The 25,845-nt window shown below is 57.4% G+C and carries 26 protein-coding genes; 15 read left to right on the plus strand and 11 right to left on the minus strand.

The features are described 5' to 3' along the window. Positions 1-88 precede the first annotated feature (88 nt). Positions 89-1,051 (plus strand): LysR family transcriptional regulator, encoded by a 963-nt coding sequence (locus MUU53_RS14745; RefSeq protein ID WP_062555536.1) that lies wholly within the window; start codon positions 89-91, stop codon positions 1,049-1,051. Here the strand turns inward: MUU53_RS14745 and MUU53_RS14750 are convergent, their stop codons facing one another. Together MUU53_RS14750 and MUU53_RS14755 are read right to left on the minus strand one after the other, a co-directional pair. After that, positions 1,052-1,849 (minus strand): creatininase family protein, encoded by a 798-nt coding sequence (locus MUU53_RS14750; RefSeq protein ID WP_247261568.1) that lies wholly within the window; start codon positions 1,847-1,849, stop codon positions 1,052-1,054. Between the two features lie 111 nt (positions 1,850-1,960). Next, on the minus strand, positions 1,961-2,848 hold the full coding sequence (locus MUU53_RS14755) for a DMT family transporter (protein ID WP_247261569.1): 888 nt from the start codon (positions 2,846-2,848) through the stop codon (positions 1,961-1,963). 196 nt (positions 2,849-3,044) lie between these two features. Here MUU53_RS14755 and MUU53_RS14760 point away from each other — a divergent pair, with 196 nt between their 5' ends. The 3 genes from MUU53_RS14760 (at position 3,045) to fosX (ending at position 7,438) form a co-directional block, all read left to right on the plus strand. Next, positions 3,045-4,343, plus strand: coding sequence for an adenylosuccinate synthase (locus MUU53_RS14760; RefSeq protein ID WP_247261570.1), 1,299 nt, complete (start codon positions 3,045-3,047; stop codon positions 4,341-4,343). A gap of 60 nt (positions 4,344-4,403) precedes the next feature. Continuing rightward, positions 4,404-6,884, plus strand: a complete 2,481-nt coding sequence (locus MUU53_RS14765; RefSeq protein WP_247261571.1) for a ribonuclease E domain-containing protein — start codon at positions 4,404-4,406, stop codon at positions 6,882-6,884. Positions 6,885-7,012: 128 nt separating this feature from the next. Beyond that, positions 7,013-7,438 (plus strand): FosX/FosE/FosI family fosfomycin resistance hydrolase, encoded by a 426-nt coding sequence (gene fosX, locus MUU53_RS14770; protein ID WP_247261572.1) that lies wholly within the window; start codon positions 7,013-7,015, stop codon positions 7,436-7,438. 21 nt (positions 7,439-7,459) lie between these two features. On the opposite strand, the gene MUU53_RS14775 is transcribed toward fosX, so the two are convergent. From MUU53_RS14775 to MUU53_RS14785, 3 genes are all read right to left on the minus strand, one after another. Continuing rightward, entirely contained in the window at positions 7,460-9,274 is a 1,815-nt protein-coding gene (locus tag MUU53_RS14775; protein WP_247261573.1) for a methyl-accepting chemotaxis protein, read from the minus strand. Positions 9,275-9,639: 365 nt separating this feature from the next. Then, positions 9,640-10,542, minus strand: coding sequence for an RNA polymerase sigma factor RpoH (rpoH, locus tag MUU53_RS14780; protein WP_247261574.1), 903 nt, complete (start codon positions 10,540-10,542; stop codon positions 9,640-9,642). A gap of 284 nt (positions 10,543-10,826) precedes the next feature. Then, a complete protein-coding gene (locus MUU53_RS14785) occupies positions 10,827-11,852 on the minus strand; it encodes an RluA family pseudouridine synthase (RefSeq protein WP_247261575.1) in 1,026 nt (341 codons plus the stop codon). Positions 11,853-11,894: 42 nt separating this feature from the next. Here MUU53_RS14785 and MUU53_RS14790 point away from each other — a divergent pair, with 42 nt between their 5' ends. Continuing rightward, complete coding sequence (locus tag MUU53_RS14790; RefSeq protein ID WP_247261576.1) at positions 11,895-12,278, plus strand: hypothetical protein; 384 nt, start codon at positions 11,895-11,897, stop codon at positions 12,276-12,278. Between the two features lie 2 nt (positions 12,279-12,280). Beyond that, the gene (locus MUU53_RS14795; protein WP_247261577.1) at positions 12,281-13,123 is read left to right on the plus strand and encodes a TrmH family RNA methyltransferase; all 843 of its coding nucleotides are present in this window, start codon (positions 12,281-12,283) and stop codon (positions 13,121-13,123) included. A 4-nt stretch (positions 13,124-13,127) separates the two neighbouring features. On the opposite strand, the gene MUU53_RS14800 is transcribed toward MUU53_RS14795, so the two are convergent. Both MUU53_RS14800 and MUU53_RS14805 read right to left on the minus strand, forming a co-directional pair. Next, a complete protein-coding gene (locus MUU53_RS14800; RefSeq protein ID WP_247261578.1) occupies positions 13,128-14,309 on the minus strand; it encodes a coiled-coil domain-containing protein in 1,182 nt (393 codons plus the stop codon). A gap of 130 nt (positions 14,310-14,439) precedes the next feature. Further along, positions 14,440-15,024, minus strand: a complete 585-nt coding sequence (locus tag MUU53_RS14805) for a DUF1134 domain-containing protein (protein ID WP_247261579.1) — start codon at positions 15,022-15,024, stop codon at positions 14,440-14,442. 218 nt (positions 15,025-15,242) lie between these two features. On the opposite strand from MUU53_RS14805, the gene chpT reads away from it, so the two are divergent. After that, a complete protein-coding gene (chpT, locus tag MUU53_RS14810; protein WP_247261580.1) occupies positions 15,243-15,890 on the plus strand; it encodes a histidine phosphotransferase ChpT in 648 nt (215 codons plus the stop codon). Positions 15,891-15,986: 96 nt separating this feature from the next. Further along, positions 15,987-16,349, plus strand: a complete 363-nt coding sequence (locus MUU53_RS14815; protein ID WP_247261581.1) for a response regulator — start codon at positions 15,987-15,989, stop codon at positions 16,347-16,349. Positions 16,350-16,554: 205 nt separating this feature from the next. Here MUU53_RS14815 and ctrA read toward each other — a convergent pair whose 3' ends face one another. After that, entirely contained in the window at positions 16,555-17,256 is a 702-nt protein-coding gene (gene ctrA / locus MUU53_RS14820; RefSeq protein WP_062555521.1) for a response regulator transcription factor CtrA, read from the minus strand. 441 nt (positions 17,257-17,697) lie between these two features. Here ctrA and MUU53_RS14825 point away from each other — a divergent pair, with 441 nt between their 5' ends. Continuing rightward, positions 17,698-18,048 carry a flagellar export protein FliJ gene (locus tag MUU53_RS14825; protein ID WP_247261582.1) on the plus strand — a complete coding sequence of 117 codons (351 nt, stop codon included), beginning with the start codon at positions 17,698-17,700 and terminating at the stop codon, positions 18,046-18,048. A 113-nt stretch (positions 18,049-18,161) separates the two neighbouring features. Here MUU53_RS14825 and MUU53_RS14830 read toward each other — a convergent pair whose 3' ends face one another. From MUU53_RS14830 to MUU53_RS14840, 3 genes are all read right to left on the minus strand, one after another. Further along, on the minus strand, positions 18,162-18,443 hold the full coding sequence (locus MUU53_RS14830; RefSeq protein WP_247261583.1) for a GNAT family N-acetyltransferase: 282 nt from the start codon (positions 18,441-18,443) through the stop codon (positions 18,162-18,164). A gap of 322 nt (positions 18,444-18,765) precedes the next feature. Then, complete coding sequence (gene sciP, locus MUU53_RS14835) at positions 18,766-19,041, minus strand: CtrA inhibitor SciP (protein ID WP_062555519.1); 276 nt, start codon at positions 19,039-19,041, stop codon at positions 18,766-18,768. Positions 19,042-19,278: 237 nt separating this feature from the next. Beyond that, a complete protein-coding gene (locus MUU53_RS14840) occupies positions 19,279-20,307 on the minus strand; it encodes a DUF2793 domain-containing protein (RefSeq protein WP_247261584.1) in 1,029 nt (342 codons plus the stop codon). A gap of 475 nt (positions 20,308-20,782) precedes the next feature. Here MUU53_RS14840 and MUU53_RS14845 point away from each other — a divergent pair, with 475 nt between their 5' ends. The 6 genes from MUU53_RS14845 to MUU53_RS14870 all read left to right on the plus strand — a co-directional run. Then, positions 20,783-21,685, plus strand: coding sequence for a branched-chain amino acid ABC transporter permease (locus MUU53_RS14845; RefSeq protein ID WP_247261585.1), 903 nt, complete (start codon positions 20,783-20,785; stop codon positions 21,683-21,685). 4 nt (positions 21,686-21,689) lie between these two features. After that, the gene (gene livM / locus MUU53_RS14850) at positions 21,690-23,087 is read left to right on the plus strand and encodes a high-affinity branched-chain amino acid ABC transporter permease LivM (RefSeq protein ID WP_247261586.1); all 1,398 of its coding nucleotides are present in this window, start codon (positions 21,690-21,692) and stop codon (positions 23,085-23,087) included. Next, complete coding sequence (locus MUU53_RS14855; protein WP_247261587.1) at positions 23,087-23,956, plus strand: ABC transporter ATP-binding protein; 870 nt, start codon at positions 23,087-23,089, stop codon at positions 23,954-23,956. Before livM ends, MUU53_RS14855 begins: the two co-directional genes overlap by 1 nt. Next, positions 23,956-24,684 carry an ABC transporter ATP-binding protein gene (locus tag MUU53_RS14860; RefSeq protein WP_247261588.1) on the plus strand — a complete coding sequence of 243 codons (729 nt, stop codon included), beginning with the start codon at positions 23,956-23,958 and terminating at the stop codon, positions 24,682-24,684. Before MUU53_RS14855 ends, MUU53_RS14860 begins: the two co-directional genes overlap by 1 nt. 25 nt (positions 24,685-24,709) lie before the next feature. Beyond that, positions 24,710-25,063 (plus strand): DUF6867 family protein, encoded by a 354-nt coding sequence (locus MUU53_RS14865; protein WP_247261589.1) that lies wholly within the window; start codon positions 24,710-24,712, stop codon positions 25,061-25,063. Positions 25,064-25,172: 109 nt separating this feature from the next. Next, on the plus strand, positions 25,173-25,845 hold a 673-nt coding region (locus tag MUU53_RS14870), incomplete at its 3' end, for a branched-chain amino acid ABC transporter substrate-binding protein (protein WP_247261590.1).

Genomic DNA, 25,845 nt, shown 5'->3' on the forward strand with positions numbered 1-25,845 from the left:
GCTCGGATTGATGCCTTTCCGGCATCGCTCGCCAAATGTTTGCCCAAGGGCAGCGCAGTGATGAAAGCTTAAGCAGCAGGTTGACCCCATGTTACATTCGCGCAAGCTTCAATATATTGACGAAATTGCCCGTTGCGGCTCCATTCGAAAGGCGGCAGCGCATCTGAATGTCGCCTCTTCCGCCATCAATCGTCAGATCCTGGCGCTGGAAGAAGAGTTGGGCGTGCCGATTTTCGAGCGCCTGCCGCGCGGCCTCAAACTCACGGCTGCCGGTGAATTGTGCATCGAACATATTCGCGATGTGTTGAAGGCCTATGACAAGCTGGAAACGCGCGTGCGCGGTTTGAAGATGCCGCAGGCGGGGCGGGTGTCACTCATCTCCACTGTCGGGCTGGCGGCGGGGCCGCTTCCGGAGATCGTCGCCAAATTCGTGGAAAGCCATCCGCGGGTGCGCATCCAGCTGGCGATCGACGGTGCGACCACGACGGCCAATCCTGTTCTTGCCGGTGAGGTGGATATCGGCATCGGCTTCAATATTCCGGCGATACCAGGCCTCAGAACGATTGCGACCTTCGACATTCCCATCGGTGTCGTGCTGCCGCCGGATCATCGGCTGGCGAAGGAGGCGGGACCGATCGACCTCGTCAAAGTGGTGCAGGAACCGCTCGTGCTGGCCCAGCCGGGAATGAGCCTGCGCAACATGATCAACCTCATTCTGGCACCATTGCCGGTACCGGTGGAGCCTGTCGTGGAATCAGCAGGACCTGAGACGCTGCGCTATCTGGTGAAGAAGGGCGTGGGGCTGACATTCCTCAACCCGCTCGATGTGATTGGCGAATGCCAGCGCGGCGAACTGGTGTTTCGTCCGCTGACGGAAAGCTATCGCCGTCACCAGCCGATGAAGCTGTTTGCCCGTTCGCGCGCCACTCTGGATACGGCAACCAGCCTGTTCATCGAGTTTCTGCTGGCCGAGCTGACGCAGATCGTTGCGGAACTGGAGGCAAAGGGCCATGTGCCGAAGCAGGGCAGTGCTGTTTCGCAGCGGGATTGATCACGGCGTGTAGAGGTTCGAAAGCGGATAGTTCTGCAGATCCTGCAGCAGCTCTATGAAGCCTGCTACCTGATGTTTGCAAATGGCTTCGCCCTTCTCGGCGGTGCCATTGGCGGCATTGCCGACCACGCCGTGCGGGTTGAGGTCATGCGCAATCCAGGCCAGTGCATGTGGTGGCAGGGGCTGGAGAAAACGCGATTGGCTCTTCATCCATTCGGCTTTCGATTCGAAATTCTGCGCATGTTCCATGTGCACAAGCTCTGGCCGGAAGTAGAGCATCAGCGATGTTTCCACGTCGCCGCCGTGAATGCCGAAGGCCTGCTCGTGCGCGCTGACCATGCCTTCCGGGTGGCCGAAGCGCCCCCACTGGGTTGCAACCGCGGCCATGCCGAAGCGCACGCGCATCTCGCGCGAAACGATGCTCATGATGTCCAGATTGCCGCCATGGGAATTGACCATGACCAGTTTCTTCACGCCTGCCTGCGAAACCTTTTCACCGATTGCCGTCCACATGGGGATCAGAAGGTCGGCGCCGTAGGAAAGCGTGCCGGGACCATAGATATGTTCGTTGGCCTTGCCGATTTCCTGCGTGGGAAGAACGAGAATATCGAGATCGTCCGGCCGCTGGTTCTTCAGTTCCGCCAGCATGCCGTTGGCAATTGCCACATCGGTGGCAACGGGCAGATGAGGCCCGTGCTGTTCGGTGGAGGCAAGCGGCAGGATAGCGATTGTTTTTTCCGCATCCAGCTTCGCGAAGTCGCGGGTGTTCAACTCATTCCAGTAAAATGGCTTGGCCATGGCGCGGCTCCTCGTAATCGAATAGCCATGGCTTAAGCCAAAGGGACCGCGCACGAAAAGCGCCAAATTCCGTGCGGCTCGCTGCTTTTTTGTGTGCGCTGACCAGCTTTATCAGGTTTGCTTCGGTTTCCAGCGTTCGGCAATCGCGATGCCGCCGAGCGCCAGCACCAAGGCAATCACGTGAAAGGCTGCAAGCTCCTCACCCAGAATGATGACGGAGAGAAGGGTGCCGAACACCGGAACGAGATTGATGAAAAGGCCTGCCCGGTTGGCGCCAATGTGAACGATGCCCTGGACATAAAAGATCTGGGCCACCAGCGAGGCAAAGAGTGCCGTGTAAAGCACAGCGAGCCAGCCGTACTGGTCCGGCCAGATGGCAGTGCCGCGCGAGATTTCCCAGCCAACAAGCGGAATGGTGCAGATGAGGGCGGAAAGCGCCGGAATGGCCATCAGCGTGCGCCAGTCGATGGGCGGGCGCCAGCGCAGGAGGATCGTATAGGCGGCATAGCCAACGATTGCGCCCAGCATCAGAACGTCGCCGAAATTCATTTCCAGCGCAAGCAGACTTTTCAGATCGCCATGCGAAGCCGTAAGGGCAACGCCGACAAGGGTCAGCGAAAAGCCCAGCACCTGGGCAATCGAAATGCGGATGCGAAAGAGAATCAGGTTAGCCAGAAAGATCAGGAAAGGAATGGCCGCCTGTTCGATCGTGGCATTGATGGCCGTCGTATAGTGTACGGCAGAATACAGGAGCACGTTAAAGAGCGTATAGCCAATGGCGCCCAGCGTAAACAGAAGTGGTAGATGTTGGCGGGCGACGGGCCAGTCTTTTTTCAACTGAGGAATGGAGATCGCAAAAATGATGGCGCAAGCAAAGGCCCAGCGCCATAAGGTGAGCATCATCGGGCTTACATGGCCAATGGCAAGCTTGCCGACAACAGCGTTGCCACCCCAGCAGAGTGCTGCAATGGTGAGGAAGAAATAGGCCTTGATATGCAATTCTGGCTCCCGAATGGATGCGGACGATGTGTCATTGCCCGCTCCTCTGGCAGGGGAAATAGCCTTTCGGTTTGCGATATGTCACGTAAAAACGGTCTATCAACGCATAAACGGGTCGCTTTCCGATAAATGACACAGTATAGATGCGCCGGTTTGAGTGGGTGAAAGGCCCGCGGCACAGCAGGAAAGCTCAGAAATGACGAATGTCGTGGTAATCGGTTCGCAATGGGGTGACGAAGGCAAGGGCAAGATTGTCGACTGGCTTTCCGAACGTGCAGATATCGTCGTGCGCTTCCAGGGTGGCCATAATGCCGGGCATACGCTCGTCATCGACGGTGTCAGCTACAAGCTCTCGCTGTTGCCTTCGGGCGTCGTGCGTCCGGGCAAGATGGCTGTCATCGGCAATGGCGTTGTCGTCGATCCGCATGCGCTGATTGCGGAAATGGGCCGCCTGAAGGATCAGGGCGTCGACGTCACGCCGGAAAACCTGCGTATCGCGGAGAACGCGACGCTTATTCTTTCCATCCACCGCGAACTTGACGGCATGCGCGAAGATGCGGCCTCAAACAGCGGCACGAAGATCGGCACTACTCGCCGTGGCATCGGCCCGGCCTATGAAGACAAGGTCGGTCGTCGTGCAATCCGGGTCATGGATCTCGCCGATCTCGATGCACTGGACGCGAAGGTGGACCGGATCCTGACGCATCACAACGCGCTGCGCCGTGGTTTCGGCGCGCCGGAAGTAGAGCATTCCGCCATCATGGAAGAACTGACCTCGATTGCGGACCGTGTTCTTCCCTTCATGGACTCGGTGTGGCGTCTTTTGGACAAGGAGCGCCGCAAGGGTTCGCGTATTCTGTTCGAAGGTGCGCAGGGCTCGCTTCTCGACATCGACCATGGCACGTACCCCTTCGTGACCTCTTCCAACACCGTTGCCGGTCAGGCTGCTGCCGGTTCCGGCATGGGTCCGGGATCGCTCGGTTACATCCTCGGGATCACCAAGGCCTACACGACGCGCGTTGGCGAAGGTCCGTTCCCGACGGAGCTCACGGACGAAATCGGACAGTTCCTGGGCGAACGTGGTCATGAATTTGGCACAGTTACCGGGCGTAAGCGTCGGTGTGGCTGGTTCGATGCGGCGCTGGTGCGCCAGTCAGTTGCTACGAACGGTATTACTGGTATCGCGCTGACCAAGCTGGATGTGCTGGACGGTATTGATGAATTGAAGATCTGCGTCGGCTACAAGCTCGATGGTCAGGAAATCGATTATCTGCCTGCGGCACAGGCTGCCCAGGCCCGCGTAGAGCCAATTTATATTACGTTGGAAGGCTGGAAAGAGTCGACCGTCGGTGCGCGCAGATGGGCGGATCTACCGGCTCAGGCCATCAAATATGTTCGTCAAGTGGAAGAGCTGATTGGGGCACCGGTCGCACTTCTGTCAACCAGTCCAGAACGGGACGACACAATACTTGTGACTGATCCGTTTGAAGATTAATCTTCAGCGCTATCTGCCTTTTCACTCGGCGTGAATGCTGGTGAGCAAGAGAAAGTATCAATGGCTGATTTTGTAGCAGTTATTCGCCGAGCCGTGGATGGCTTGGCGAACAATACGCCCGAGATGCGCATCCGGGTTTACGAGAAGGCGCGCGGTGCGGTTCAGCGACAGCTGGAAAGCATGAAGCCGCAGCCCTCGGAAGACATGCTGCGTCGACAGATGGAAAAGCTGGAAGCTGCCATCCGGGATGTCGAAGCTGAACATCGGGAGGCCGCGCCGCCCGATGACGATGCATCTTTGGCTGCTGCGCAACCTGATGAGACCATTGCCGAAGCGCCTGCCGAGCCAGTGCAGGCCTACGAGGAGCCTTCCGAGGCTGCTGCTGCCGAGGAAGCCAAGACTGAGGCATATCATCAGCCGCAGGACGAGATCCGGGCAGAACCTGTCTATGGCGACTATCCCGCGCAGACCGAGCCGGAACCCCTTCCGGTTCAGCCCTATGATGTGGCTGGAGGGCACTACGCTAGGCAGGTCGAGCCGGAATTGGTGACCCAGCCTGTCGCGGACACTCCCTCAGAGCACAACCAGCCGGATCATTCCGAGGACGCGAGGATCACCGCTGGAGTGCAGCCAGAAACACGCTCCAATGATCCCTTCGCCGATGAGGACGACGTCGAGACTGCGCGTCCGGTACCGCCAATCCATCACGGTCATTTCGATCAGGCATCCATCACCACGGACGAAGCCGTCATCGACAGTAATACCTGGGTGCAGCAGGAAACCAAAGTTAATCCCCGTGACGAAACAACTGACGCTGATGAGCCGGTTGAAGCTTACGAGGCACCAGTCTCGGAACGGCCCGTCAGTGTCGCGCCCGCCTGGCCCGATGCGCCGTCTACTGCGCCGTTCGTTGCAGGCTATGGCCAGTTGGAACCGGTACCTGAACGGACACCGGAAGTTCCGGCCCGATCATCGCAACAGATGGAAGAGCATCCCTGGGCCGATGAGGCCGATTACAAGGATGTCGAGCGTGGCGAGACCTCTGCAAAAGCCTTTGATGACAAAGCGGCCGCCGAGCTGTTCAGCGCCCACTTTGAAGAACCAACGCATGTTGCCACTGATGCGCGCATGCCGCCTGTTTCGGATTTCCCGGATCTGGATCCAGCTCCTTCCCAAAAGTCGGAACTTGAGCCTGACGATCCCTTTGCCGATTTCGTTAGTACCAAGCCTGACCCCGCCTCGGTGGAGAAGCCTGAGCAATCTGCGGTCGATCCCTGGAACGATCTTGAAGAACTGATCGGCTATGACAAGACTAATGCAGCGGCGACTGGCGCTGTTACCGGTGCCGCGGGCGTTACAGCAGCGCGGGCCGCGCCAGGTGCCGATGTCAAGCCGAGGGACCAACTGGCTGAAAACCAGGAACTGGAAGAGCTCATGGCTCAACCGGTCGCTCGTCCTTACCGCGTGGTGCCGAAGCCAAAGCGCAACTATGTCGGGATTCTACTTGGTTTCTTTGGTCTGGCGATTATGGCAGGCGGTGGCTATGCCATCTGGCTCAATCGTGACGCCCTGAGTGGTCTGATCGGTGGTGCTGACAGCGCCGCGCCTTCGGTTCAACAGGCAGCCCAGCCGACGGGTCAGACTGCTCCGACAGCGACGCCTGCGACCCAGACCCCGCCTGCGAAACAAACGGCAGCCGCGACACCGGCGGCGCAATCTGCTGGCTCAGCCAAGCCCGGTGAACCGCAGAAGTTCACCCAGCGCCTAATGCCGGATGGCACCGAGAAGGATAGCGGTTCCGGCGGTCCAACCGGTGCGGCGGGCAATCAGTCCGTTGCGCAGGTTTCGCCGCCAGCCGCTTCGGCCCAGCCGCCCGCTGGCAATGCCGCAGTCGGCAATGGGGCGTCCACGCCTAACACTCCAGCAGGTGCAACAGCCCCTGGCGTTCCGCCATCCAGCCCGCCCGCCAATACTGTGGCCGTGGCGGGCAACAAGATCTTTCTCTACGAGGAGCGGGTTGGACAGTCTTCACCGACCGCGGTTGAGGGTTCTGTCTCCTGGTCGTTGCAGAAGGAAGCTGTCGAAAATGGCAGGACGGAACCTGCTGTTCAGGGACGTATCAGCATTCCAGGACGCGGTTTGACGGCGCTTGTCACGTTCAAGAGGAATACGGATCCATCCCTTCCGGCAAGCCATCTTGTGGAATTCGTCTTCTCGCTCCCGCCCAATTTCGAAGGCGGCTCAATCGACAGCGTGCAGCGGATTTCCATGAAGCAGACGGAGCAGGATCGGGGCGATCCGCTCGTGGCGGTACCGGCCAAGATTACCCCGGACTTCCACATGATCGCGCTGAATGACTTCCCGGATGCGCGTACGCGTAACCTCGACCTGATCAGAAGCCGTGACTGGATCGATGTTCCTCTCATCTACAGCAACGGGCGTCGGGCGCTTTTAACGATGCAGAAGGGCGATGACGGGCGCAAGGCATTCGATGAGGCCACCCGCGTCTGGCAGGCGGCGGCCTCGCAGCAGGGGCAGTAACAGTCTCGATACGTCCGATTTTGAGATCCCGGTTGCCAAAAGCGACCGGGTTTTTTTCATTCCAGGCAACATCATGCTGCCTTTTCCGTCGGTCAGGCTGTTTTCATCAACCGGAATTGGAGCCAAGGATGCAAGCGCTCAGCCACATTACCTTTGTCGTTCGCGATCTCGACCGCATGGAAAAGATCGTCACACAGGTTTTCAAAGGTCGGAAAGTTTATGATAGCGGCGAGATGAGTTTCTCGCTGTCGCGAGAGCGATTTTTCCTGATTGGCGCCGAGCCCTCGGCGGTCTGGATCGCGATCATGGAAGGCGAAGGGCTTTCCCATCGCAGCTACAATCATGTGGCCTTCCGGATCGAGGCATCGGACATGGATGGGCGCCTCAAGGCAATAGAAGATCTCGGGCTCGAATTGAAAGATCCGAGATCACGCGTCGAAGGAGAGGGTCAGTCGATCTACTTCTACGACGACGACAATCATCTCTTCGAATTGCATGTCGGCACTCTTGAGGAGCGGCTGAAACGTTATGCCGCTCCTGAGGTAGATGTCTAGACCATCGATTGATGGCGGTGCTCAGAACTCTTCCCAGTCTTCCGACTTGAGGGCTGTGTTACCAATTGCCGCCGGTGCAACTGGGCGACGTGGGGCGGAAGCCGGAGCGCGCGGTTGTGCCGGGGCTGAATGGCTGGTTGCTGGCCGGGCGACTGCGGGACGGCTGGCGGTAGCGTGAGCCGGGCGCTGCTTTGTATGGGGAAGCACGAAGCCGCTAATCAGATGGCGAAGCTGTTCGGCCTCCTGTGCCAGGGATGCACTGGCAGCCGTGGTTTCTTCCACCATTGCGGCATTCTGCTGGGTCATCTGGTCCATCTGGTTGACGGCAGTATTGACCTCGGAAAGGCCAGTCGACTGCTCGCGTGCCGAGCTGGCGATGGACTGCATATGCTCGTTGACGGCGATGATGTTTTCCTGGATCGTTTTCAGTGCCTCCCCGGTTTCGCTAACGAGCTTAACACCGTTATTGACCTCGTCGGTCGAATTGCGGATCAGTTCCTTGATCTCTTTGGCTGCCTGGGCGGAACGCTGGGCCAGTTCACGCACCTCCTGGGCCACGACAGCAAAGCCCTTGCCCGCTTCGCCTGCGCGCGCTGCTTCGACGCCGGCATTCAGCGCCAGCAGGTTGGTCTGGAAAGCGATTTCGTCGATGACGCCAATAATGTTCGAGATTTGCTGCGATGACTGTTCGATCCGAGCCATGGCGCCGACCGCCTGTGACACGATCTTGCCGGAATGCGCGGCGCTCTTGTCCGCCGTTTCGCTGGCTTCGCGTGCCTCATCGGTTCGGGCGGCGGCGTTACGGACGTTGACGGTAATCTGATCCAGTGCCGCGGCGGTTTCTTCCAGGGCCGCCGCCTGCTGTTCCGTACGCTTGGATAGATCCTGGGCGCTTCCGCTGATTTCGCGCGAGCCACCATCAATGAGTTCGGCGGTGCGTGAAACGACAGTGAGCGTTTCACCAAGCCGTGAAACTGCGTCGTTCAGATTCTGGCGAAGGGTCTCGAAGTCCTTGTTAAAGGCTTCATCCAGACGGAATGACAGATCACCCTCGGCAAGCTTGGCCAGTGAACTGCCGATCGTTCTGACCGCGTGCACGCGACCGCTGACATCGGTTGCGAACTTCACGACCTTGACGACCTTGCCGTTCTCATCGGTTATCGGGTTGTAGGAGGCATTGAGATAGATGGCCTGCCCATTCTTTCCCTGGCGAACGATGTCGCCGATTACCGGGCGGTTGTCGTTGAGGTCTGTCCAGAGTGACGTGTATTCTGCATCGCCCTCCTGGCCGGCAGTTAGGAATATTCGATGGTTCTTTCCTTTGATCTCGGCGAACGTGTAGCCCATAACCTTCAAGAAATTATCGTTGGCAAGCATGATTTCACCGGTTGGCGAAAACTCGATCACAGCCTGCGCTCGGCTGATCGCCTGTAACTGCTTGCGGAAATCCGTATTCTCGACGCGCTCCTTTGCATTCGCCCACTCGACAACAAAGCCGGTTATTGTACTGCCGCGCTTGATCGGATTCACGATGAGGTCAAACGCACGGTTGCCAACATGAATAGTGGCCCTGTGCTGCTTGGTGAGACCTGCCAGCATTTTCCGCTGATGGGAGGGGTTCTTGTGGAAGATGTCGATATTGCTGCCCAGAAGTGTGCGCATATCGAAGCGAGGAAGCTCCTGTTTCAACTCGCTTTCCGCTTCCTGCAAGAGTTCGCGCACCGCGCCGTTCATATAAATGATGTTCAATTTGGCATCCGCAATCATGACATTTGCGGTGAGCATGTCGATGGCTGCCAATTTTGCGCTGTCTGTACTGGATGCGAAAGGAAACATGCTTGACCCCGATCTATGCTCAACTGAACGATCGCCTTGATCCAAAATAAGACAACCCGAAAGTGGGTAGCCTAAATTTTGCAGCCTGACGTTTTATCAGCATATGTGCGTGGTCGGTAACGGAAACCTTAAAGCGGCTCCACAAGAATTAAGGAGCTATTTTTACGTAGATAACGTGATTTATTATCATTTATCAATTTTTAGGCTGTGAAAACAACATCTCGCGAAGTCCCTGCTCCCATTTATAGCCGATACGGGCAGATCGCTTGAACCCATAGGATTAAAGTATGAGAGACCTAGCCTGGCGACCATGATCCGCTTGTGATTTGCCAGCGGCGACCCTCTTGTCCTCAGACTGCAAAGTCTTACGCGTCGACGACGCGCAAGGCCTTTGCTGCAGCCAAAGCTTCTTTCTGGACTGCTTCCTGTACCTTCTCGAAGGCGCGGACTTCGATCTGACGCACGCGTTCGCGGCTGATATCGAATTCGGCGGAGAGTTCCTCCAGCGTTACCGGGTCTTCAGACAGCCGACGCGCTTCGAAGATCCGGCGTTCGCGCTCATTGAGCACGCTAAGCGCCCGTTCCAACATGCGACGCCGCGTTTCCAACTCGTCCTGTTCGATCAGAACGGCTTCCTGGCTGTCGTGATCGTCAACAAGCCAATCCTGCCATTGGCCGGATTCACCTTCTGCAGCGCGAATGGGTGCGTTCAAGGAGGCGTCGCCTGTCAGGCGACGGTTCATCGAAATCACTTCCTCTTCGGAAACATTTAGCTTCGTCGCGATCTCGCGCACCTGCTCCGGCTTCAGATCACCCTCGTCGATTGCCTGAATGCGACCCTTCAAACGACGCAGGTTAAAAAAGAGCCGCTTCTGGTTGGCGGTCGTACCCATCTTGACGAGCGACCAGGAGCGCAGGATGTATTCTTGAATGGAGGCCTTGATCCACCACATCGCATAGGTCGCCAGACGGAAACCGCGCTCGGGATCGAACTTCTTGACCGCCTGCATCAGGCCGACATTGCCTTCAGAAACGACTTCGCCGATCGGCAGGCCGTAGCCGCGGTAGCCCATGGCAATTTTCGCCACGAGTCTCAAATGCGAAGTCACCAGTTGATGTGCGGCGTCGCGATCCCCATGTTCGTTGTACCGCTTAGCGAGCATATATTCCTGCTGCGGTTCCAGCATCGGGAATTTGCGAATTTCGTCGAGATAACGGTTCAGGCCGGCTTCGCCGGCTGTAATGGACGGAAGTGTATTGCGGGCCATAGAGCACCCCTTTCTTCGTTACCGGCTCCCGTGAAGCGTCTGCCGCTGGCGAGCCTGTGCGGCGCGAGTCTAGGCGACCTCGCACCGCGCCATGTGACAGATAGGTATTGAATTTACACCGTTCAAGCCTGTCTACAGCTAGATACGCTCCAGAATCTGGCTGGATCATGGCACGTCAGTGGGCTCTGTCGATTTGCCGCGCAGAGCGTTCGACGGCTGTCTGACTTGCCCAATCGAGCCGGCGGACTCGCTAAACGCCCAAGAAATGTTGCAGAGCGCGTCGGCTATCCGCGAAGAGCGTCCAGAAGCAGGTCGAAATCCTCTGGTATCGGTGCCTCGAATTCCATGATTTCGCCCGTGCGCGGATGTTCGAAGGCCAGCAGATAGGCATGCAGCGCCTGTCTATGAAAGCCGTTCACCGCCACGCGTGCCTCGCCCGGCAGGCGGTTGGCCTTGGTCTTGAAGGCTGCGCCGTAATCCGGATCACCGATCAGCGGATGACCGATATGGGCCATGTGAACACGGATTTGATGGGTGCGGCCGGTTTCCAGCCGGCATTCCACCAGAGCCGCCAGAGCCGTGGAATCCTCCCGTTCATGAAAGCGTTCCACCACCTCGTAGTGTGTGATGGCCTCCCGCGCATCGATGCTTTCCTCGCGCTTTACGCTGCGCTTGGTGCGGTCTGCCGTCGAGCGGCCTAGCGGCGCATCGATCGTGCCGCGCAATTGCTGCGGACGCCCCCAGACGAGGGCAAGATAGGCGCGCTCCAGATCGCCTGTGCGACCGTGATCGGCAAACTGGTCCGCCAGATGGCGATGTGCCATATCGTTCTTCGCAACGACCATGACGCCGCTCGTATCCTTGTCGAGACGATGCACGATGCCCGGTCGCTTGACGCCGCCAATGCCCGAAAGACTGTCGCCGCAATGGTGGATCAGGGCGTTGACCAGCGTGCCTGTCCAGTTTCCGGCACCCGGATGCACCACCAGTCCGGCTGGCTTTGCGATCACGATCAGGTCATCGTCTTCGTAAAGGACCTCGAGCGGAATATCCTCGCCCTTCGGCTCCGGATCTTCCGGCTCCGGGGCCTCGATTTCGACGACCATGCCCGGATGAACCTTCTTTTTCGGCTCAAGGCAGGGCTTGCCATCAATGTGAACCGCACCCTGCTCGATCAGCGACTTGATGCGATTGCGGGAAAACTCCCCCTCCAGAACACCAGTCAGCCACGAATCCAGCCGCCCTTCGGCATCTTCTCCGGCAGTCAGCACTTTCCTTGGCGTCTCGCCTTGATTAAAGGGGTCATTCATTTCTTTGTTTCCGATGACATTGACAGCAAGGGCGCCTGACTGATGGCCAATCATGATACCGAGCACCAGCAAGAAGACGAGCCGCTCGATCCGGTGATGGAAAATGTTCGGCGGAAGATGGTTCGTCTGCAGATCGTCTCAAGCGGCATCATAATCGTCAGCCTTATGGCCGTGTTGTTCGCGGTTGTCTATAAGGTGAAGAACCGGCCTGAACCGGAAAAACTGGCAGCGCCTGCCGGGTTCGCGGTACCCGCCGACCAGCCGCTTTCCGCACGCGCTGCCTTGCCGCAGGGTTTCGAGATCCAGTCCGTTTCCAGTTCCGGTAGCCAGATCCTGTTCTGGGGTAGCCTGAAGGGTGAGCGCAAGGCGCTGATCTTCGATCTGTCCGTTGGCCGGATCGTGGCGGATGTGACGGTCACCAACTGACCATGCGTGACACTGCCCGCCAGATCATCCGCATAAACGATCCGCATGATCCGCGTATCGCCGAGTTTCGCGATATTCGCGAGCGGGATCTGGTTGGCCGTCACCGGCAGTTCATCGCGGAAGGTACGGTCGTGCTGCGCATGCTGGCTGCTGCCCACATGTCAGTCGCCGCACGCTTTCGTGCGGAGAAGCTTCTGCTGCTGGAGAACCGCCTGGAGGGTCTCGGTGAGATCCTCGCGGCGTTTCCCGCTGAAGTCCCGGTCTACGTCGCCTCTGCTGCGGTTCTCGATCAGATCGCAGGCTTTCACCTTCACCGGGGCGTTCTGGCGCTCGGTTCCCGTGAGCTGGAACAGGGTGCGGACGCGCTTTTGAACGCGCTGCCGGAAAAGGCCTTGGTGGGTGTTTGTTGCGGTATTTCGAACCATGATAACATTGGATCGATCTTTCGCAACGCTGCGGCCTTTGGGGTGAGTGCGCTGCTTCTGGACGAAACCTGCTGCGATCCGCTCTATCGCAAGGCCTTGCGTGTGTCTGTCGGCTCCGTCCTATCTGTACCGTTTGCACGCGGTGGTGCGGCGCTTTCGCTGCTGGAAACCGTGGATCGAGCGGGCTTTGCGATTTTCGGGCTTTCGCCACGTGGCGAGATCGATATCCGGGAAGTCCCAAAGGTCAACCGCGTTGCACTGGTGACCGGGACTGAGGGCGAGGGGCTGCCCGCCCACATCATGGAGCGCTTCCAGACAGCCCGTATTCCGCAAATGCCACAGCTGGACAGCCTCAATGCGGCAACCGCGACCGGTATAGCGCTTTATGAAATGGCGCGGGGCCAAGACTTGCTCGGCTGATCTTTCAATCCGCCGTCGGTGCTGGCGAAACGCGGTCGATGGCCATGGCCGCCCGTTCGGCGAGGCTCAGATCGTCGCTGTCTTCCGGCTTATCCCTGGCCGCGGCAAGCAACGAGGCTTTCAGCTCTTCGCTGTTTCCATCTTTCACAGCCGTCAAGGCAACCATATCGGCGGCGATGGCGGCGAGTTCTGCACGAACAGCATCCTGGGCCTTCTTCGTCTTCGCCTTCGTCAATTGAGCCGTGAGTGCCGAGGACCGGCTTCGAAGATCGCTCTCGAGCGTCTGTACAGGCAACATGTGGTCTTCGTCATCATCCGTGGTTTCGAGAAGTGCTGCCGCCGCGGCCTTCCTTGCATTGGCTGGAAGCTTCTTGCGCGGCAAGGGATAGTTGCCGGTGACCGGCTGGACCACTTCCGCGCCGGCGTTGCGGGCCGTGCGCATGCGATCCAGTTCCTGCTCGCGCCACTGGAGCCGTGTTTCGAGATCCGCCTTTGCGGCGGTTTCTCTTGCCAGCTTCTTTTCCAGCCGTGCCAGTTTTCGCTCCGCTTCCTGGAACCGCATTTCGGCGTCTTTCGCCCGCGTTGTCAGCAGTTTCGTGTCCATTCGAAGCGTATCGCGTTCCTCGCGCAATGCAGTGGCCCGCAGGCGGCTGCTTTCGATCTCAGTCTCACGCGCAGACAGATTGAGGCGCAGATCGTCGAATTCCCCCGTTAGACGGGCGATCCGTCGCTCCAGAGCCTCAATTGTCTCATTCCGCTCTGAAACCTTCGTTTCGACCAGATGCAGCGATTCCTTCAGCTGGCGAATGAAGCCTTCTTCGCGACGCAGGCGCGAGCGTAGATCAGCCGCCTCGGTGCTCATATCCTGCACCTGCATTTGCAGTTCGTGATTGCTGGAATTAAGTTCAGACGCCTCAGCCGCCAGCTTGTCGAACCGGATTTGTAACCCCACGGCCTTATCCCGTTCCTGTAGCAATTCCTGCTTCGTGCGTGCATTTTCGGCGGCGTAGACGGCGCGCGCCATATCCCGCTGCGCCCGCACTTCGGAGGGGCTGATGGGCATGGTCGCCTTCAGACGGTTCTCGGTATAAACGACAACGCGGCGATGGACCGCCGGTACCAGGATCATGACCAGCAGAACGGCGCTCAGAAAGCCGAACCCGAAGAGTAGCGCGAATTGTATCACGGAAAATCCACAGCAGGCTGGCAATGTCTGATAGTGCTAACCGATCGCGTGCCGGACAGCAATATGTGCAACTGCGTTGACAGGCAGGATGGCGCTGCACGGAGGCATGTGTAACCGCCAGTTAGCGGGATCAGAATGGATTCCATGTCGGCTGCTGTGTGAACTTCAGATAACCGACATTGACGCCCAAACGCGCGCCAAGCCCTGTGCGGATGGGAACGAGGACGATCTGGTCGTTGCGCAGCGCCGTCATCCCAACCCCTGCCACTACGAAGGCGGAGCCGCTGACACCGCCAAAGCGCGCATACAGGCTCTGGATATCCGGCAGATTATAGACCAGCATCATGGTGCGGGCGCCCTGGCCGCCATAGTCCAGACCCAGAGATGGTCCCTGCCAGAAGGCCGGGTGCTGACCTGCATTCTTTGTGTAAAGCTCGCCCTCGCCATAGGTCAGACCGGCGATGAATGCACCGGACCCTTCCTGGCCGAGGATGTAACCGTTCGGCAAGCCATATTGTGAGAAGGCTTTCTCCACCACCTTGGCCAGCCCGCCGCTGGTGGAGCCGAAGAAGCCATGTCCGGCATCGACAATTTCCTGCACTGAATATTGCGATCCCGATTGAGCCTGTGCGGGCGTGGACACAATTGAAACCAGCGTTGCGCCGAGTGTGGCGACTACGAGCCGGGCAACAGCGGAAAGTCTTCTGATGATCATGGGCCTGTCCGTTTGTTCGAAAATCGTATGCCTGGGTCACGGCTGCACTATTCTGCTGCCATCCTGTTAACAACCGGTTTACCAAAAATGGTGTCATTATGGCGGCGAAACACCGAACCATGTTGAGAAGAACAGGTCCGGGCAATCTTGCAATGTCAGTCCCTCGTGATGCGCGGCAGCCGCGCATGCGAGAAGCCACCGGAACAGGAACCGAATCCATGCCGAAGAATCCGAACCTCACTCTGAGCGGTCCCGATCTGGCGGCGCTCCTGTGCAGCCGTGTCTGCCACGACGTCATTTCGCCGGTTGGCGCCATCAATAACGGTCTTGAACTGCTGGACGAAGGCGGCACCGATGCCGACGCGCTGGACCTGATCCGTACCTCCGCCCTCAATGCTTCGGTTCGGCTGAAGTTTGCCCGTCTGGCGTTTGGTGCCTCCGGTTCCGTTGGCGCTTCCATCGACACCGGTGAAGCGGAAAAGGCTGCAAAAGACTTCGCCGCGGCGGAAAAGAAGACCGAGGTTACGTGGAGCGGTCCGCGCGCCATCATTCCGAAGAACCGAGTGAAGCTGCTGCTGAACCTGTTCCTCGTGGCCTACAGCGCCATTCCGCGGGGTGGCTCGATGGACATTGTCCTGGAAGACGTTGAGACCGACCCCAAATTCTCCATCACCGTGAAGGGCCGCATGCTGCGTGTGCCGGCCAAGTATGTGGAAATCAACTCCGGCACGCTGGAAGAGGCCATTGATGGACACACCATCCAGCCCTATTACACGGTACTTCTGGCCGACGAATGCGGCATGGAGCTGAAACACGTTTCCTACGAAGACCGCATCACCTTTATCGCAGAAGGTACAGTAGCCTAATCGATAGTAACCTTTCATTAGCGCGAACTCTATAACCTCAACCCGCGTGCGAAAACGTGCGCGGGGTTTGGTCCATTTTGTCCAATGGAGGGTTCGATGCAGCGCCTGATGATCGCCGACAGTTCCGACATCGTTCGCACGGTTGCCAAGCGCATTCTGACCGAACTCGATTTTCTGGTCATTGAGGCAACTTCGGGCCGGGAAGCAATGACCCGCTGCCAGGCGGAGATCCCTTCGATCCTCATCGTGGATGCTGCACTGGATGGTGCGCTAGACCTGATTGCTGGCGTCCGTGAAATGCCTCAGGGCAGGGCAGTTCGCATCTATTATTGCGTCATCGAGGCCGATCTTAAGAAGATGATGCAGGGCAAGCGGGCTGGTGCGGATGATTTCCTGTTGAAGCCCTTCGACCGCAAAATCCTCTCATCGGTCTTTGCCAACCTGCCCAAGGTTGCCTGATCGGCACTTTTCCCCATCGATGAATTATTGAAGCGTGAGATGGCAGAGCATTCTGCTTTGCGCCTATGCCGCTGAGATTAGCCTGTATCGCGCCGCTTGCTGCCGCCCGAGCCTGGGTAGAGCTTCCTGTCTGGGACAAACGACAAAACGCCCGAAGCGTGAGCTCCGGGCGTTTCTTGATGAAATCTGCGGGATGGCAACCGTATCAGGCGGTTTCGGCGTATTCGCTGCCATCCGGCTCGCGCAGCACATAGCCACGGCCCCAGACAGTTTCGATGTAGTTCGCCCCACCGGCGGCATTGGCCAGCTTTTTGCGCAGTTTGCAGATGAAGACGTCGATGATCTTCAGTTCCGGCTCATCCATCCCGCCATACAGATGGTTGAGGAACATTTCCTTCGTCAGAGTCGTGCCCTTGCGCAGAGAAAGAAGCTCGAGCATCTGGTATTCCTTGCCGGTTAGATGGACGCGCTGTCCACCCACTTCAACCGTCTTCGCGTCGAGGTTCACAATCAGCTCACCGGTAACGATGATGGACTGCGCATGGCCTTTCGAACGGCGGACGATGGCGTGAATACGTGCAACCAGCTCATCCTTGTGGAATGGCTTGGTCATGTAGTCGTCGGCGCCGAAACCGAGACCACGAACCTTGTCCTCTATGCCGGCCATGCCGGACAGGATAAGGATAGGTGTCTTTACCTTGGAAAGACGAAGCGTACGAAGAACCTCGTAACCGGACATGTCCGGCAAGTTGAGATCCAAAAGAATGATATCGTAGTCGTACAGCTTGCCAAGGTCGACGCCCTCTTCCCCGAGGTCGGTCGTATAAACATTGAAGCTCTCGGACTTAAGCATCAGCTCGATGCTCTGGGCAGTCGCGCTGTCATCTTCGATGAGTAGAACCCGCATAATTTTCCCCTTAACCGCCGCGAAGGTGTGGATTGCCCCCTAACGCGAAACGGATCCAGACGTTGCCTGATTTGGAAGCTGACACCAATTGGTTAACAAACTCTGACTCCCTTTGGCAAGGCATAGGAATTCGTTAAACAAACTTGGTATTCGCCTGATTTCTCTCGTGAATCTGCCAGCGCCATACCTGAATCTTTTTGGGAGGAAATTCCCCTAAGTGATTCATACGACTCATCATTGTCGTCGGCCGAATTCGGCCATGGCATTTACGGACCCTTAAATGATCGTCCCTATCATTAATGATGCCCGTAAATGAAAGGTTACCGCGCGGGAAAAATAATTAACGGCGCGGCAATTTTTATGTCCCAAGTGTTGCACTGCGGACTCAGGGTTTGAGAGAGTGAAATGGCCGGGGTCTCGCTATCCACGGGAGTATTGCGTATGAAGACGCGTGACAGCCTTGTACGCCTGAAGGAATTTCAGGTGAATGAGAAACGAAGACAGCTGCAACAGTTGCAGATGATGATGGCCGAATTCGAACGGATGGCGAAGGAGCTGGAGCACCAGATTTCGCTGGAAGAGAAGAAATCGGGAATTTCCGATCCGAATCACTTTGCATATCCAACATTTGCAAAGGCGGCTCGTCAGCGGGCTGACAACCTTCAGGTTTCCATTAAGGAGCTGAAGGTGCAGCAGGATGCAGCCGAACTGGCGCTTGAAGAAGCCCAGGCGGAACACGCAAAGGCAACGGCGCTTGAAGAGCGTGACGCTACGGTTCGGGTTCGCGCCTGAGCTCGTCCGAACCGTTCTAAAGAAAGACTAAAGCCACGCGAGGGTAAACCTGGCGTGGGCTTTTTGTATGTTATCCGCATGATCTGGATAAGGACCCGTGCCGGGCTGACGACCTATCTATGAATAATATCCTGCCAGTCAGGATGTCTTTCCACCTGTGCCTTGAAGAAGGGGCAGAGTGGAATGATTTTCCAGCCCTTCGTGCGCGCTTGCGCGACTGCAAACTCGGCAAGTGCCTGACCAGCTCCCTGGCCGCGCAGTGCATCGTCCACCGGTATGTGATCGTTGATTATGAGGCGAGGGGAGGTTCGCGAATAGGTCAGCTCGCCGTGATGGCCGTCCAGTTGCGCCTTGTAAAAGCCATCCGAGCCCGTTTCGCCTTGCGTGATATTCATGATTGTCTCCATTGGCGCAAGCCCGACCGATAAGTGCAGGACGCCTAGTACACATCATGGTTCTTTTTGGATTGGAGAATTGGGTCTTGGACGGTAAATGGTCAAGACCCCGCAGCAATGCAGCGCAACTGCACGCAGGGGAACCGGAAGAAGGGGGGAGGGCTTAATCCCGAGCGGGCGCTAACGCATCTGTCGAAGTGGTCTATGGCTGACGTGATGCGAATAGCGAGCGCGAAAAAGAACGCGCGCCTTGATGAGGCGCATGCAAAAAGCCCTGGAATGCCAGGGGATATTAAGGCGCAAATGCGCCTGTCATGCCCGGTTAGTGGCGATACTGCTGGATCCGCGTCGTCCGCAGGCCTGCCAGGCCATGATCATTGATGGAAGACTGCCAGGACAGGAATTCCTCAACAGTCAAAGTATAGCGTGCGCAGGCTTCCTCGAGGCTCAAAAGGCCACCACGCACCGCTGCAACCACTTCAGCCTTACGACGGATAACCCAGCGGCGCGTGTTTGCCGGGGGCAGGTCAGCAATCGTCAGGGGGCTGCCATCGGGGCCGATGACATATTTTACTCGTGGACGGATCATTTCGGTCATTGGACTCTCTACATTACACAAGACCACGAGAGCGACCGTAGCGCCGCAGCTTTAACAATTGACTAAATCGAAAAGGCAAATTGTCCGAATCACTGTCCTCGACGAAATTATTGCGTGGAGTCTCGCGCTACTTTTTTAAATCAACAAATACTGATATACATGAGGTTGCTGATTGAAGCCGCTTGCTCCTGGACCCGCACCGACTGGAAACGGATCCAGATTGTTAAGGTGTCGAAATCAGAGGCGTATTAGCGTCAGCTCTGTTTCTGCTGGACCTTCTGTCACGGTCGCTGTTCCCTGATGCACGAGAACCAGTTTCTCGCCTGCAGCGAGATAGGTGACCGTCGAGCCGGACAGGCTGACGGGAGCGGACGAGGGGAAGCGGAGTGTCGTCAAAGGTTCCCCGGTCTCCCTGTTCAGGCTCACACGATAGGCGCTGGTCGTTGAAACCGTGACCTTGAGATCGAGTTGATAGAGCCCCTCGATGGGAACGATCACCGGTTTGCCACCACCCGCAAGCGTGCTGCCAAGCGAGATGCCTCCCTGTTCCAGGCTCACGGTCGAAAAACCGGTGATGGATCCGGAGGTCACCAGAGTCGAGCCTGCCTCGTTGCGCACCCGGCCAAGAGGTCGCATCGGCTGATTGATAGCGCCGTCGGGGCGTATGTGCAGTGCCGTATTCCAGCTGACGCCATCGGAAGACACCTTGAACGAAAAGCTGTCCGAACCGGCAAGGCCCATCTCGGCGCGGCCGGACCAGTTGCTCTGGAACAGGATGGAGGCCGTATCACCGATGGCTGCCTTGTTGATGGTAACCCGGTGCGAATTGCCGGCATGGTTCAGCAGAACGGCGGGGGAGGACACCACAAACCTGTTGTAATCATCCGGTGCTGCGTCGATGCCCAGCTTCTTTGGGGTCAGCACCTGGGGCAGGGCCGGCCTGATCCAGTTCACGCCATCGAAAACCTTGAGGGCAGCCTCAGTTCGAAACCATGCCCGATACCCGGGCAATGGCTGCCAGAAGCTCCAGGACCCATCTCTCAGCGTTGCAATCATGCCATCATGGCCAGACCACGCACCCGTCGCGCCCGGGCTCACTGCGTAACACGCCCCGTTCCGCGGATCTGTCGGAGGGAATTGAGACTCCATCTCGACGGTGAGTTGAACCAGGCAATCCAGCAGGTCCAGGGCGTCGTTGTGGGTCAGGTGCTTCTGTGCCTGGAACGGCAATACATATGGTAATGAAAGTCGCGGGCTCTTATCCATTTTTCTGATCTCCGGGTGTGAACAGTTCCGAAGATGGTTCACCAAGCTGCTGCCAACCATCTCCAGTGGGGCTAATCATAAGGGCATGGATAGAGGGTGGCGATTTGTGTGCTCTCTACTCTTCGGATGCTTGTCTATACTTTAGTAAAGTGTAAAAATACGAAGAATCGTAACGATGTTCCGTTGGGCCCAAACCTATCGGCAACACTGAAACCCACTTATGCCCGAGATTTCGAGGGCGCCCGGGACGACTGGAGAGCGGATAGTTTTTCGGCAGTGGCTGCCGCTTTCCTAGTATCTTTGTTCGTTCTAACGTCAGATTAAGAAGAGGTTGTTGGAAGATTTGCCGCAGCTGTCTTTTTTGCTTCACATTTCGAACGAAAACGTTATCAATCGGGCCAATGTTAAGAACCCATAAGGGCCAAACATATTGAGGCGCGATGGCTTAGCCTGATCGCGCTGCGGGGGAAAATTAATGGAGTACTTCATCCAGCAGCTCCTGAACGGGCTGACTCTTGGATCGATCTATGGCCTAGTCGCAATCGGCTATACGATGGTCTATGGTATTATCGGCATGATTAACTTCGCCCATGGCGATATATTCATGCTTGGTGGCTTTGCCGCACTGATCGTCTTCCTCATTCTTACGACATTCCTTGCGGGCATTCCGGTCGCCTTGGCGCTTTTGGTGATGCTTATCGTGGCAATGCTCGTGACGAGCCTATGGAACTGGACTATCGAACGCGTTGCCTACCGGCCGCTTCGCGGATCCTTCCGTCTGGCGCCGCTTATCACCGCGATCGGCATGTCCATCGTTCTGTCGAACTTCATTCAGGTTACGCAGGGGCCGCGCAACAAGCCGATCCCTCCGCTGGTCAATGATGTGTATCACTTCGGTGATGTGACGATTTCACTCAAACAGATCCTCATCGTTCTGGTGACGTCCGTTCTCCTGTTCGTCTTCTGGTACATCGTCAACAAGACGCCACTCGGTCGCGCCCAGCGTGCGACCGAGCAAGACCGTAAGATGGCAGCGCTGCTCGGCGTGGATGTGGACCGCACGATCTCTATCACCTTCATCATGGGTGCGGCGCTCGCGGCTGTCGCTGGCTCGATGTATCTCATGTATTACGGCGTGGCGTCGTTTGCCGATGGCTTCATTCCAGGCGTCAAGGCGTTCACAGCGGCCGTTCTCGGCGGCATTGGATCGCTCCCGGGCGCAGTGCTCGGTGGTCTTCTGATTGGCTTGATCGAGTCCCTCTGGTCTGCCTATTTCTCCATCGCCTACAAGGACGTGGCAACTTTCGCCATTCTTGCCTTCGTGCTGATTTTCAAGCCGACCGGCATTCTGGGCCGACCTGAAGTGGAGAAGGTGTAAGATTATGGCAAACTCTCCTGTTACGACGAGTGAAGACTCGTCCGGCCTGATGGCCAAGGCCATCAAGGAAGGTCTTTTTGCGGGCTTGCTGGCCTTCGGAATGTTCCTCCTCTATGTGGGGATCGAGACCTATCAGAACATCGACAACAAGCTGGTTTGGCGCACCCGCTGGGGTCTGCTGGCTATCTTCGTGATCGCCTCCGCTCTCGGTCGCTTCCTTGTTGTCGGCTTCATCAAGCCGCATATCGACCGGCGCAAGCTGGCCAAGGCCAAGGCCGGCATTCCGGAGATCTCTTCCGAGAAAGGTTTCTTTCACACCCATTTCCTGAAGATCGCTCTGGTTGCCCTGGTTCTGTATCCGCCGCTTGCCATCATGCTGAGCGGCGTGCAGGGATCACTGAAGTTTGTCGACAACTTCGGTATCCAGATCCTCATCTACGTGATGCTTGCCTGGGGTCTGAACGTTGTTGTCGGCCTCGCCGGTCTTCTCGACCTTGGCTACGTGGCCTTCTATGCGGTGGGCGCCTATTCCTACGCCCTGCTTTCGGACCAGTTCGGCCTGTCCTTCTGGATCCTTCTGCCCTTGGCCGGTATTCTGGCGGCCTTCTGGGGTATCATTCTCGGCTTCCCGGTCTTGAGGCTCCGTGGTGATTACCTCGCCATCGTCACTCTCGCTTTTGGTGAAATCATCCGCCTCGTGCTGATGAACTGGACCGAAGTCACGGGCGGTACCGCTGGTATTTCCGGTATCGCGAAGGCATCCGTGTTCGGCATCTATTCCTTTGACGTTGGTGCTCCGAACAACTTTGCCAAGGCATTCGGTCTGCCAATGTCTTCGGCTTACTACAAGATCTTCCTATTCTATGTTATTCTCGGCCTCTGTATGTTGACGGCCTATGTGACCATGAAACTGCGCCGCATGCCCATCGGCCGTGCGTGGGAAGCGTTGCGCGAGGATGAGATCGCCTGCCGGTCGCTCGGCATCGATACGGTGAAAACAAAGCTGACGGCCTTTGCCATCGGGGCGATGTTTGGTGGCTTTGCTGGGTCGTTCTTTGCGGCTCGCCAGGGCTTCGTGTCGCCGGAAAGCTTTGTCTTCCTGGAATCTGCCGTCATCCTGGCGGTGGTCGTTTTGGGTGGCATGGGGTCGCTAACCGGCATTGCTGTCGCCGCCATCGTCATGGTTGGCGGTACCGAACTCCTGCGCGAGATGGAATTCCTGAAGCACGTCTTCGGTGACGATTTCACGCCTGAACTTTACCGGATGCTGATTTTCGGTCTGGCCATGGTCGTGGTCATGCTGTTCAAGCCGCGCGGTTTTGTCGGCTCGCGTGAACCGACGGCCTTCCTCAAGGAGCGCAAGGCCGTTTCCGGAAGCTTCACCAAGGAGGGGCATGGCTGATGACCTCCGGAACTCAGACAATGAACAAAAACACTATCCTGAATGTCGAGCATCTCTCGATGCGCTTTGGCGGGTTGATGGCGATCAACGACCTGTCCTTCCAGGTCAAGCGCGGTGATATCACCGCGCTGATCGGACCGAATGGCGCGGGCAAGACGACTGTCTTCAACTGCATCACCGGTTTTTACAAGCCGACAATGGGCATGATCACCCTGACCCAGCGTGGTGGTGGCCAGTACCTCTTGGAGAGACTGTCCGATTTCGAGATCACCAAGCAGGCCAAGGTCGCGCGTACCTTCCAGAACATCCGGCTATTCGGTGGCCTGACCGTGCTGGAAAATCTGCTGGTGGCGCAGCACAACAAGCTGATGAAGGCGTCCGGCTATACAGTCATGGGTCTGCTCGGGCTTGGGTCCTACAAGCGCGAGGCGGAAGCCGCGATCGAAACGGCGCGTCAATGGCTCGAACGGGCTGATCTCATCGATCGTGCCGACGATCCGGCGGGCGATCTTTCCTACGGCGCCCAGCGTCGTCTGGAAATCGCGCGCGCCATGTGCACGGGGCCTGAACTGCTCTGCCTGGACGAGCCGGCGGCCGGCTTGAACCCGAAAGAGTCTCTCGCGCTCAACGTGCTGCTCAACGGCATTCGTGACGAGACGGGTACGTCGATCCTTCTGATCGAGCACGACATGTCGGTGGTCATGGAAATTTCCGACCATGTCGTGGTGCTGGAATATGGTCAGAAGATTTCTGACGGCACGCCGGATCACGTCAAGAATGATCCGAAGGTGATTGCCGCCTATCTTGGCGTCGAGGACGACGAGGTGGAAGAAGTCATTCATGAAGAACTCGACGGGAGTGCGCACTGATGTCTGGCGAACCTCTTCTGAAGGTCTCCGGCGTCGAGACCTATTACGGCAACATTCGTGCGCTGGCCGGTGTTGATATCGATGTGAAAAAGGGCGAAATCGTCAGTCTTATCGGTGCCAATGGCGCTGGCAAGTCGACGCTGATGATGACGATCTGCGGTAGCCCGCAGGCACGTCACGGCAGCGTTGAATTCGACGGTCGCGATATCACCCGCGTGCCGACGCATGAAATTGCGCGGCTGCGCATTGCGCAATCGCCGGAAGGCCGTCGCATCTTCCCGCGCATGACGGTCTATGAAAACCTGCAGATGGGCGCAGGGCTCGATAATCTGAAATACTTCCAGGAGGATGTGGAAAAGATTTTCGCGCTGTTCCCCCGCCTGCGGGAGCGTCAGAGCCAGCGTGGCGGCACATTGTCCGGTGGCGAGCAGCAGATGCTCTCTATTGGTCGCGCCCTGATGGCACGTCCCAAGCTTCTGCTGCTGGACGAGCCTTCTCTCGGGCTTGCTCCGCTGATCGTCAAGCAGATCTTCGAGGCCATCAAGATCCTGAACGAGAAGGAAGGCCTGACCGTCTTCCTGGTGGAGCAGAATGCGTTTGCGGCACTCAAGCTGTCGCATCGCGCCTATGTGATGGTGAATGGCCGGGTGACAATGAGCGGCTCCGGCAAGGAGTTGCTCGCCAATCCGGAAGTTCGCGCCGCCTATCTCGAAGGCGGACGTCATTGAGCGCCGTGGCAAGGAGGGTTTGACAATGCAAGGTCTTTTCTTTGAGAGCGATACCGGCGCACGCTATGCGCTTCGCTTCGTGGTTCTGCTCATCGGTTTCTGGACTGCCTGGCGCACGGGTCGTGCCGTGGCCGATGGTTGGGGCAATCCGCCGCTGGTTATCGCATATACGTTCCTGCTGGGCGTGATGATGCGCTTCCTGCACTTCTCGCTCTTTCAGGGACCGTTCCTCAGCATTGGTTTCTACCTGCTGGATGTCGCTATTCTTCTGGTGTTTGCCTTTGCCGGGTTCCGTCATCGTCGCACGGAGCAGATGAGTCAAAATTACTACTGGCTCTATGAAAAAAGTTCACCGTTCTCTTGGCGTTCTAAGACTTGACAGAAGGCTAACTTCTACTTAGAGTTGTATTGCGCATTGATGTTTGCGGCGTGAGGCTTTGGTCTCGCGCCGTAACTGTTTTATTCGATGTATATTTTTGGAGAAACTCATGAAGTATCCTCTTCTATCTGGAATTGCTTTTTCTGCTATCATTGCGATGAGTAGCTCTGCATGGGCTGATGTCGTGGTCGGTATTGGGGCGCCGCTGACCGGGCCGAATGCTGCTTTTGGTGCGCAGATCCAGAAAGGTGCTGAACAGGCTGCAGCAGATATTAATGCTGCCGGTGGCATCAACGGCGAGAAGATCAAGATCGTTCTCGGTGATGACGTGTCCGACCCGAAGCAGGGCGTTTCGGTTGCCAACAAGTTCGTGGCCGATGGCGTGCAGTTCGTGGTGGGTCACTTTAACTCGTCGGTCTCGATTCCGTCCGCCGAAGTCTATGCCGAAAACGGCATCCTGCAGGTAACGCCTGCATCCACCAACCCGAAGTTCACTGAGCGCGGCCTGTGGAACACGTTCCGCACCTGCGGCCGTGACGACCAGCAGGGCGAAGTGGCCGGCAAGTATATTGCCGAGAAGTTCAAGAGCGCCAAGGTCGCCGTGATCCACGACAAGACGACCTATGGTCAGGGTCTTGCCGACGAGACCAAGAAGGCCATGAACAAGCTGGGCGTGAAGGAAGCCATCTACGAAGGCATCACGGCTGGCGACAAGGATTTCTCCGCACTCGTCTCGAAGATGAAGGCAGCGGGCGTTGGTGTCGTTTACTACGGTGGCCTGC

The organism is Affinirhizobium lemnae (assembly GCF_022968395.1).
GTDB lineage: Bacteria > Pseudomonadota > Alphaproteobacteria > Rhizobiales > Rhizobiaceae > Neorhizobium > Neorhizobium lemnae.

Excerpts from the sequence above, each read along its gene's own strand:
- MUU53_RS14745 (WP_062555536.1), top strand. The coding sequence starts at position 89 with ATGTTACATTCGCGCAAGCTTCAATATATTGACGAAATTGCCCGTTGC.
- MUU53_RS14750 (WP_247261568.1), bottom strand. The coding sequence starts at position 1,849 with ATGGCCAAGCCATTTTACTGGAATGAGTTGAACACCCGCGACTTCGCG.
- MUU53_RS14760 (WP_247261570.1), top strand. The coding sequence starts at position 3,045 with ATGACGAATGTCGTGGTAATCGGTTCGCAATGGGGTGACGAAGGCAAG.
- MUU53_RS14765 (WP_247261571.1), top strand. The coding sequence starts at position 4,404 with ATGGCTGATTTTGTAGCAGTTATTCGCCGAGCCGTGGATGGCTTGGCG.
- fosX (WP_247261572.1), top strand. The coding sequence starts at position 7,013 with ATGCAAGCGCTCAGCCACATTACCTTTGTCGTTCGCGATCTCGACCGC.
- MUU53_RS14775 (WP_247261573.1), bottom strand. The coding sequence starts at position 9,274 with ATGTTTCCTTTCGCATCCAGTACAGACAGCGCAAAATTGGCAGCCATC.
- rpoH (WP_247261574.1), bottom strand. The coding sequence starts at position 10,542 with ATGGCCCGCAATACACTTCCGTCCATTACAGCCGGCGAAGCCGGCCTG.
- MUU53_RS14785 (WP_247261575.1), bottom strand. The coding sequence starts at position 11,852 with ATGAATGACCCCTTTAATCAAGGCGAGACGCCAAGGAAAGTGCTGACT.
- MUU53_RS14790 (WP_247261576.1), top strand. The coding sequence starts at position 11,895 with ATGGCCAATCATGATACCGAGCACCAGCAAGAAGACGAGCCGCTCGAT.
- MUU53_RS14795 (WP_247261577.1), top strand. The coding sequence starts at position 12,281 with ATGCGTGACACTGCCCGCCAGATCATCCGCATAAACGATCCGCATGAT.
- MUU53_RS14805 (WP_247261579.1), bottom strand. The coding sequence starts at position 15,024 with ATGATCATCAGAAGACTTTCCGCTGTTGCCCGGCTCGTAGTCGCCACA.
- chpT (WP_247261580.1), top strand. The coding sequence starts at position 15,243 with ATGCCGAAGAATCCGAACCTCACTCTGAGCGGTCCCGATCTGGCGGCG.
- MUU53_RS14815 (WP_247261581.1), top strand. The coding sequence starts at position 15,987 with ATGCAGCGCCTGATGATCGCCGACAGTTCCGACATCGTTCGCACGGTT.
- ctrA (WP_062555521.1), bottom strand. The coding sequence starts at position 17,256 with ATGCGGGTTCTACTCATCGAAGATGACAGCGCGACTGCCCAGAGCATC.
- MUU53_RS14825 (WP_247261582.1), top strand. The coding sequence starts at position 17,698 with ATGAAGACGCGTGACAGCCTTGTACGCCTGAAGGAATTTCAGGTGAAT.
- MUU53_RS14830 (WP_247261583.1), bottom strand. The coding sequence starts at position 18,443 with ATGAATATCACGCAAGGCGAAACGGGCTCGGATGGCTTTTACAAGGCG.
- sciP (WP_062555519.1), bottom strand. The coding sequence starts at position 19,041 with ATGACCGAAATGATCCGTCCACGAGTAAAATATGTCATCGGCCCCGAT.
- MUU53_RS14840 (WP_247261584.1), bottom strand. The coding sequence starts at position 20,307 with ATGGATAAGAGCCCGCGACTTTCATTACCATATGTATTGCCGTTCCAG.
- MUU53_RS14845 (WP_247261585.1), top strand. The coding sequence starts at position 20,783 with ATGGAGTACTTCATCCAGCAGCTCCTGAACGGGCTGACTCTTGGATCG.
- livM (WP_247261586.1), top strand. The coding sequence starts at position 21,690 with ATGGCAAACTCTCCTGTTACGACGAGTGAAGACTCGTCCGGCCTGATG.
- MUU53_RS14855 (WP_247261587.1), top strand. The coding sequence starts at position 23,087 with ATGACCTCCGGAACTCAGACAATGAACAAAAACACTATCCTGAATGTC.
- MUU53_RS14860 (WP_247261588.1), top strand. The coding sequence starts at position 23,956 with ATGTCTGGCGAACCTCTTCTGAAGGTCTCCGGCGTCGAGACCTATTAC.
- MUU53_RS14865 (WP_247261589.1), top strand. The coding sequence starts at position 24,710 with ATGCAAGGTCTTTTCTTTGAGAGCGATACCGGCGCACGCTATGCGCTT.